Origin of the sequence: Flavobacterium sp. (assembly GCF_029242675.1) — a bacterium.
GTDB lineage: Bacteria > Bacteroidota > Bacteroidia > Flavobacteriales > Flavobacteriaceae > Flavobacterium.
Window position 1 is genome coordinate 1 of sequence record NZ_JAQWTM010000343.1, and the last position, 6,688, is coordinate 6,688.

Genomic DNA, 6,688 nt, shown 5'->3' on the forward strand with positions numbered 1-6,688 from the left:
AACAGGGGAAATTTCTACAGATGAGTTGTTGGGGAATATATTTGCTAACTTTTGTATTGGGAAGTAACCGCTCAATGCAAATAACAAATCTTAAAAAAAAATGTAAACAAAATTGTTTATACTTGTAATATGAGCACATTTATTGAAAAATACAAAGGCATTCATCCCGGGATAATTGTGGAACGCTTACTAAGTAAGAGAGCGATTTCGCAAGGTCCTTTTGCTCTTTCTATTGGGGAGCATCCACAAACTTTAAACGCAATTACAAAAGGAAGAAGAAAACTTAATATAGCTCTAGCATTGAAAATTGAAGAAAAGCTAAATTTGGAAGAAGGTTCTCTTGCTTTACTACAAACCTATTATGATATTCAAGCAGAAAAAAGTAAAACAAAACAAGAAACTCCAAACTTAAACATTCTAAGAAAAGTGTTATTCTGGGACACTGACATTGCTACAATTGATTGGCAGAAACAAAGTAAAGCGGTTATTCTTAGGATATTCGAACGAGGAAATGATAGTGAAAAAGAAGAAATCAAACGTTTCTATAAAAATGACCTGATTAAAGCTGCCCTTGAATCAAATTCACGCAAACTCTATACTGTCCATAAAAACAAAGAAAAAGCGTAATGTTATACTATTCAACTGTAAACAATTCAATGCAAGAAATTTTGCCACAATTAATGTATTAGCAAATAGCATTTCACAAAAATCAAAACAACAACAACGGAGCCAAATCATTATCTATTTTCCGTGCCACCAAATCTGCCTCATACGGATAAGCAAAATCCTGAATGGACGCATTATTAAGCCATCGGTGCTCATCTTCTTGTTGCAAAATAATAGGCATTCGCTTTTTATGGTTGTGAATTTCGGCCATTAAAGGATTAGCTGCTGTGGTTAGCATGGTGTAGGTATTTTTGATTTCTCCCGTTCGGGTATCGGTCCAATGCGAGTACAAGCCAGCAAACGAAAAAAGGGCATCGTTTTCAATTCCTATTTGGTATTTCACTTTATGATTCCCTTTGGCGTCAAGCCATTGCCATTCATAAAAACCAGTGGCAATTATTAAACAACGCTGGTTGATTACGTCCTTAAAAGATGGCTTGTCAGCCACGGTTTCAATTCGGGCATTGAGCGTCATGGCTTTGATTTGATCGTCTTTGGCCCAGCTAGGAATTAAACCCCAATTGTAATGCTCAATACTTTCGAGATTTTTATTGGTAATAATAGGCGTTTTCGGAAAGGTAAAACCATTGTTGTGTTCGCTAGTGGCAAACAGACTTTCATCACTAATTGTAGCTTTGAAACGCTTTTCTATTTGTTTAGAGAGTTTGTTTTGAATGGTATGGAAACACATAGTTGAATTTTTAAAATGATGGAGCAATAGCGGTTCTCAAATTTAAAGATAAATAGTTAAAAAAATCCTACACCTAACTAAAATTCCTGTTTAGTAGCTGCACTGATACCATCAAACTGATAAGAAGGGGATGTGATTACATCCAATAATTTAACATACTTCTTTGGTTCGTTGAACAGCTGTTTTCGTTTTATTATTTTATTTTTGTGATTAAACAATACGCACCAATTACAAAAGAATGGAAGAAGAAAATTTTATTTTCTGTTTAGAAGGAGTTCCAGATATCGAGGTTAATACCAAAACCGAAACGGTCAAAAACCTAGAAATACTAGCCGTTGATCACAATATAGCCAGTATTTACAAAAGTTGTGACACCATCGAAGGACTGGAGGAAAGTTTGGGCGCTTTGCTGTATGACGATCATAGTTTTAAGGATTATGTCATCATTTATTTGGTCATGCCAGGCCAAGAAAACAATATTTGCTTGCATGACTACTATTATAGCTTGGAAGAAATAGCCGAATTGTTTGAAGGAAAACTACGAGGTAAGATTGTTCATTTTTCCAATAAAAAAGTACTGGATTTAAGCCAAGACGAAGCGCAGTATTTTCTTGATGTGACGAATGCCAAAGCGATATCCGGTTATGGCGAATCGCTACATACACTGAGCAGTATTCATCTTGACAAAGCCTTTTTTAGCTTGTGTGAAGAAGATGATGATTTGGTTGCCATTGTCGAGGAGTTGCATCAAAAACATTATGCCTTGTGCAAATTACTCGACTTCAGATTGTATTATTAGTCAAGTAAGCAAGAACTCAATGTTTTTATAGTCATTCCTGCATTCTCTAAGCAATTTAAATGGATCGATTAGCTTGTTTTACCTAATGTAATTACTTTTTTAAACTTTTCACCAGATAAACTTTATTTGAATTGTTTTTTAGAAACTATAAGTCGTACTATTGCGTTATATTGTAGAAAGTTAATTATACGCCAATGAAAACCTATTTCATCAACAACGGAAATGAAAATGGAGGTCCATTTACGATCGAAGAATTAAAGTTGCAGGATATAAGCCGAGCGACTTTAGTGTGGTACAATGGCATGGATGAGTGGAAATACGCTGGAGAAATGGCAGAATTACAATTTCTGTTTCAGGTTGTTCCCCCTCCCATTAAGCCAGTTCAAGAATCTAGTTCTCCCATAATTACAGAAGCCAGATCTATTCTAGGACTCAAAAAAAGTCATTTTGTTTTAGTCGTAGCGTTTGTCGCTATCATGCTATTTATTGTTGTACTTACTATTATTCAGAATAATAGAAGAAGCATTATAGAAGAAAGAAACCGCCAAACCGAGCTTGCCAACGAAAAAGTTCAAGTGGAGCAAAAAGCCGACATTGAGCAACGCATTCAGGATGAAATTCAAAATAAAATAGCTGCAGAAAACAACAAAACTTTTAAAAAAGATTCGATTAACAATCGGTTGGTTGAGGTTAAGGCGTTACTGATCGAAAAGAAAAGAGAACTCACCGCTGCGGATGTCGATTTATCAGCAACCAAAAAATTCAAAATATTACGATCCGAAGAAGCAAAATCCGATCAAATTAGTGCAGCCCAAAATGCAATACTAGTCTTGAAAAAAGAAATTGACGACCTAGAAAGCGAATTGAATCGCTTGTACTTGCAATTAGAAACGGTTCACTAACCTAGCGCCTTTCATAGCATTAGTCACATTTTAGCCAGCCCGTGATACTCATACGAGTCGCTTGCGTTACTAAAACCTCATGCACTAATTCATCACTTTTAAAAAAACGGTCTTCCCCTGTGTGGGAGCAATCATTTGGTTGTTATTTAGTTGATGAATCAGTAATTGGCCACCATCTGCTGGTTTCCAATCTTGATTTAAATAACTGATCATCGAATATTTTCGGCTAGAGTTGGTTTGAAATTGATCCAAATGCTTTAAGTAAAAATCTCCTTTTTCATATAACGAATAATGAAATTCATAACCTGTAATTCCGGTATAACAGCTCTCATTTAAATAGGCAATAAAAGCTTCAATTTGGACAAAAAAAGCATTTTCGAATTCGTTATTGTGCTTTTTATCCAACCAATAAATCGAATCACTTCGCACCGCACTATCATACGCAATGACATTTGAATTCCCAGTGCCAGCTTCGACTAGCAAATCTTGCTTTTGTAAGGTTATTAGGTGTTTCTTTAAATTATTGGCTAGCTCATCGCTTAAAAAATGTTCGCATAGCCCTACCTTATTCTCTAAATAAGAGGCAATCAAAGCTTCAAAGCTGTTTTCCATGGAATTTCCGTTGGCCGAAAGTGATGCCAACAGGGCAAGGTAGACGAAAAAGAATTAGAAAGGGTTGTTTGCTAAATATAGTTAGTACTAAGAAAGCATTTGCATAAAAAAAAGGATCCAGAAATGAACCTGAATCCTTTTTAAAAGCAACTTTAATGCGTTACAATTTACTAATATAACTTCCGTAGATGTCTTTAAACTGATATCCTTCAGAAATTCTGTCTTTGCTTAATTTATTGTATTCAACTAGTGCCCACAAAATAAATTCTTTCATGAAAAATCGATCTTCTTTAGGTAATTCAGGTTGGTACTTTTTGATTAAAATCTCCAACGGTACAATCGCACCTAAAATGCGCTCGTATTCTTCATCAGAGCTATCGTCTAACAATTCAAATCCGCTTTCAGCAAAAAACCATTCTATTAAATCGGAATATGCTGTTTTTTCATTGGGCTTCTCTAATTTTTCGATCTTAGGAAAGTAACCTGGGAAAAAAGTATGAATCGCTGATCCAATAAGATTCTGCGCTACAAAGGCAGCTCCCTCTTGCTCTCCTTCATACACCAACTCCACTTTACCAGTAATAGCAGGAATAATCCCCATAAAATCAGACAAACGAACGGTGGTTTTATCAACTCCTGCTTTCAATGCACGACGTTCAGCTGTACTCAATAAATTTTCATAGGCTGTGATACTCATACGCGCACTCACACCACTTTTATTATCGATATACTCGCTATCACGAGCTTCAAAACTGATTTGCTCCAGCAAATCCTTAGCTAGTGATGGCACATAAACAGTGTCACTTTGCGATGGATCTAATTTTGCCTCTTGAGACGTAATAGTTCTTGCAATCGCAACTGTCTCTGGGTAATGCGTAAGAATTTGAGAACCGATACGGTCTTTTAATGGCGTAACAATACTTCCACGGTTGGTATAATCCTCAGGGTTGGCTGTAAATACAAACTGCATGTCTAACGGCATACGCAATTTAAAACCACGAATTTGAATATCTCCTTCTTGCAAAATATTGAATAAAGCAACTTGGATTCTCGCTTGTAAATCCGGAAGTTCATTGATGACAAAAATGCTGCGATTGGCACGCGGAATCATTCCGAAATGAATCACACGGTCATCAGCATACGATAATTTTAAATTCGCTGCTTTAATGGGATCAATATCCCCAATTAAATCGGCTACGGTAACATCAGGAGTCGCTAATTTTTCAAAAAAGCGGTCGGAACGGTGCAACCACGAGATTGGTGTCGCATCACCCTGCTCCGCAATCAAGTCTTTGGCAAAGCGAGAAATAGGATGAAACGGATCGTCATTAATCTCTGAACCGGTCACAAACGGAATGTATTCGTCTAATAACTCAATCATCTTGCGGGCCAATCTCGTTTTGGCTTGACCACGCAAACCCAATAAATTAATATTGTGACGCGATAAAATAGCACGCTCTAACTCCGGAATCACGGTGTTTTCAAAACCATGAACTCCTTCGAATGTAGGTTTCCCTGATTTAATTTTATCTCTAAGATTGTTACGTAATTCTTCTTTAATACTTTGAGATTGGTAACCTGCGGCTTTTAATTCGCCTAAAGTTTTTATGTTTTCTATTTTCATGTTTTTAATTTAGTGCCTCAGGGGCAAATTTGTAGTCTATTTTACTATCAGACTAATTGTATCGCTCTATTACTTTTATTTAATTCTCTTTTTACGGTTGCTTTCGTAATCTTCAAAAATCATCTCTCCAAGACCTTTCAATCCTGTGTAAAATGCTTTCCCTTGATTGGCTTCGGTAAATTTATTGACAAATTTTTGCAAATAAGGATCATTCGCAATCATAAAGGTCGTTATAGGAATATGCAACTTCCTAGCTTGTTGCGCCTGCGTATAGCACTTATCTACGATGTACTCGTCGAGGCCATTACTGTTCATATAATAGGAACCGTCTTTTTCGCGCACACAGCTCGGCTTACCATCCGTAATCATAAAAATCTGCTTATTGGTATTTCGTTTTCTACGCAATAAATCCATAGCTAATTGCAATCCAGCCACAGTGTTCGTATGAAACGGACCCACTTTTAAATACGGTAAATCCTTAATGGCAATAGGCCAAGCGTCGTTCCCAAAAACCAAAATATCGAGTGTATCCTTGGGGTAACGGGTCGTAATAAGTTCCGCAAGTGCCATCGCTACTTTTTTAGCAGGCGTAATTCGGTCTTCACCATACAAAATCATACTGTGGCTAATATCGATCATGAGCACGGTACTCATTTGGGCTTTGTACTGGGTATCTTCGACAACCAAATCATTCTCAGTCAGCATAAAATCAGCCACACCGTTATTAATTTGTGCATTTCGCAAACTCTCTGTCAAGGAAATACGCTCGAGACCATCACCAAAATGAAATTCTCTAAACTCTCCCGTGTGCTCATCGCCGTTACCTGCGTGTTTGGTTTTATGATTCCCATTTCCGGAGCGCTTTAAATTACCAAAAATTTGGTCTAAAGCAGCCTGACGTATCGCTCTTTCTGTTTTAGCGGTAATTCCTAAACCTCCGCTTCCATCTTCTCTGACCTCGTCTTTAATGTAGCCTTTCTTCTTTAAGTCTTCAATAAAGTCCTCGATGGTATAGTTAGCATCGGTCAATTTATACTCCTTATCTAGTTCACGCAACCAATCAATTGCCTCATCAAAATCCCCTGAGGTATGGGTGATTAACTCTTTAAAAATTCCAAAAAGCCGATCAAAAGGAGACTGAAACGGCGCCTCGTATTGCTTAAAATAAAATCCTTTTTTATAATCGTTTTTCATAATCATAAAATTAGGTCTTTTTAAAGCGGTTCTCAAAAAACGATTATTAATTTTTAGTTAAAACAAGTTTTTAAGGTACAAACCATTTGGGCGTGCCCTCGTTCACAACCGTTCGTTTCAACGGATATGTTGAATTAACGAGGTCGTGCTGTCAACTCCCAATCCGCGCCAAAAAAGCACGGGATTTCCGCTTCCATCAC

7 protein-coding genes are annotated in these 6,688 nt (G+C 36.9%); 3 read left to right on the top strand and 4 right to left on the bottom strand.

The features are described 5' to 3' along the window. Positions 1-129: 129 nt before the first annotated feature. Positions 130-627 carry a helix-turn-helix domain-containing protein gene (locus tag P8M54_RS12510; RefSeq protein ID WP_300288244.1) on the top strand — a complete coding sequence of 166 codons (498 nt, stop codon included), beginning with the start codon at positions 130-132 and terminating at the stop codon, positions 625-627. Between the two features lie 82 nt (positions 628-709). On the opposite strand, the gene P8M54_RS12515 is transcribed toward P8M54_RS12510, so the two are convergent. After that, a complete protein-coding gene (locus tag P8M54_RS12515) occupies positions 710-1,357 on the bottom strand; it encodes an SOS response-associated peptidase (RefSeq protein WP_300288246.1) in 648 nt (215 codons plus the stop codon). Between the two features lie 238 nt (positions 1,358-1,595). Between P8M54_RS12515 and P8M54_RS12520 the strand changes: the two genes are divergently transcribed. Both P8M54_RS12520 and P8M54_RS12525 read left to right on the top strand, forming a co-directional pair. Beyond that, positions 1,596-2,156, top strand: coding sequence for a DUF6642 family protein (locus P8M54_RS12520; RefSeq protein WP_300288247.1), 561 nt, complete (start codon positions 1,596-1,598; stop codon positions 2,154-2,156). A 194-nt stretch (positions 2,157-2,350) separates the two neighbouring features. After that, a complete protein-coding gene (locus P8M54_RS12525; protein ID WP_300288248.1) occupies positions 2,351-3,058 on the top strand; it encodes a GYF domain-containing protein in 708 nt (235 codons plus the stop codon). Positions 3,059-3,142: 84 nt separating this feature from the next. On the opposite strand, the gene P8M54_RS12530 is transcribed toward P8M54_RS12525, so the two are convergent. The 3 genes from P8M54_RS12530 to P8M54_RS12540 form a co-directional block, all read right to left on the bottom strand. Beyond that, entirely contained in the window at positions 3,143-3,700 is a 558-nt protein-coding gene (locus P8M54_RS12530) for a 2OG-Fe(II) oxygenase family protein (RefSeq protein WP_300288249.1), read from the bottom strand. Positions 3,701-3,830: 130 nt separating this feature from the next. Then, a complete protein-coding gene (locus P8M54_RS12535) occupies positions 3,831-5,294 on the bottom strand; it encodes an AAA family ATPase (protein WP_300288251.1) in 1,464 nt (487 codons plus the stop codon). A 75-nt stretch (positions 5,295-5,369) separates the two neighbouring features. Then, positions 5,370-6,488, bottom strand: coding sequence for a hypothetical protein (locus tag P8M54_RS12540; protein ID WP_300288252.1), 1,119 nt, complete (start codon positions 6,486-6,488; stop codon positions 5,370-5,372). Between the last annotated feature and the right edge of the window lie 200 nt (positions 6,489-6,688).

Coding starts and splice junctions, on each gene's coding strand:
- P8M54_RS12510 (WP_300288244.1), top strand. CDS start 130: ATGAGCACATTTATTGAAAAATACAAAGGCATTCATCCCGGGATAATT.
- P8M54_RS12515 (WP_300288246.1), bottom strand. CDS start 1,357: ATGTGTTTCCATACCATTCAAAACAAACTCTCTAAACAAATAGAAAAG.
- P8M54_RS12520 (WP_300288247.1), top strand. CDS start 1,596: ATGGAAGAAGAAAATTTTATTTTCTGTTTAGAAGGAGTTCCAGATATC.
- P8M54_RS12525 (WP_300288248.1), top strand. CDS start 2,351: ATGAAAACCTATTTCATCAACAACGGAAATGAAAATGGAGGTCCATTT.
- P8M54_RS12535 (WP_300288251.1), bottom strand. CDS start 5,294: ATGAAAATAGAAAACATAAAAACTTTAGGCGAATTAAAAGCCGCAGGT.
- P8M54_RS12540 (WP_300288252.1), bottom strand. CDS start 6,488: ATGAAAAACGATTATAAAAAAGGATTTTATTTTAAGCAATACGAGGCG.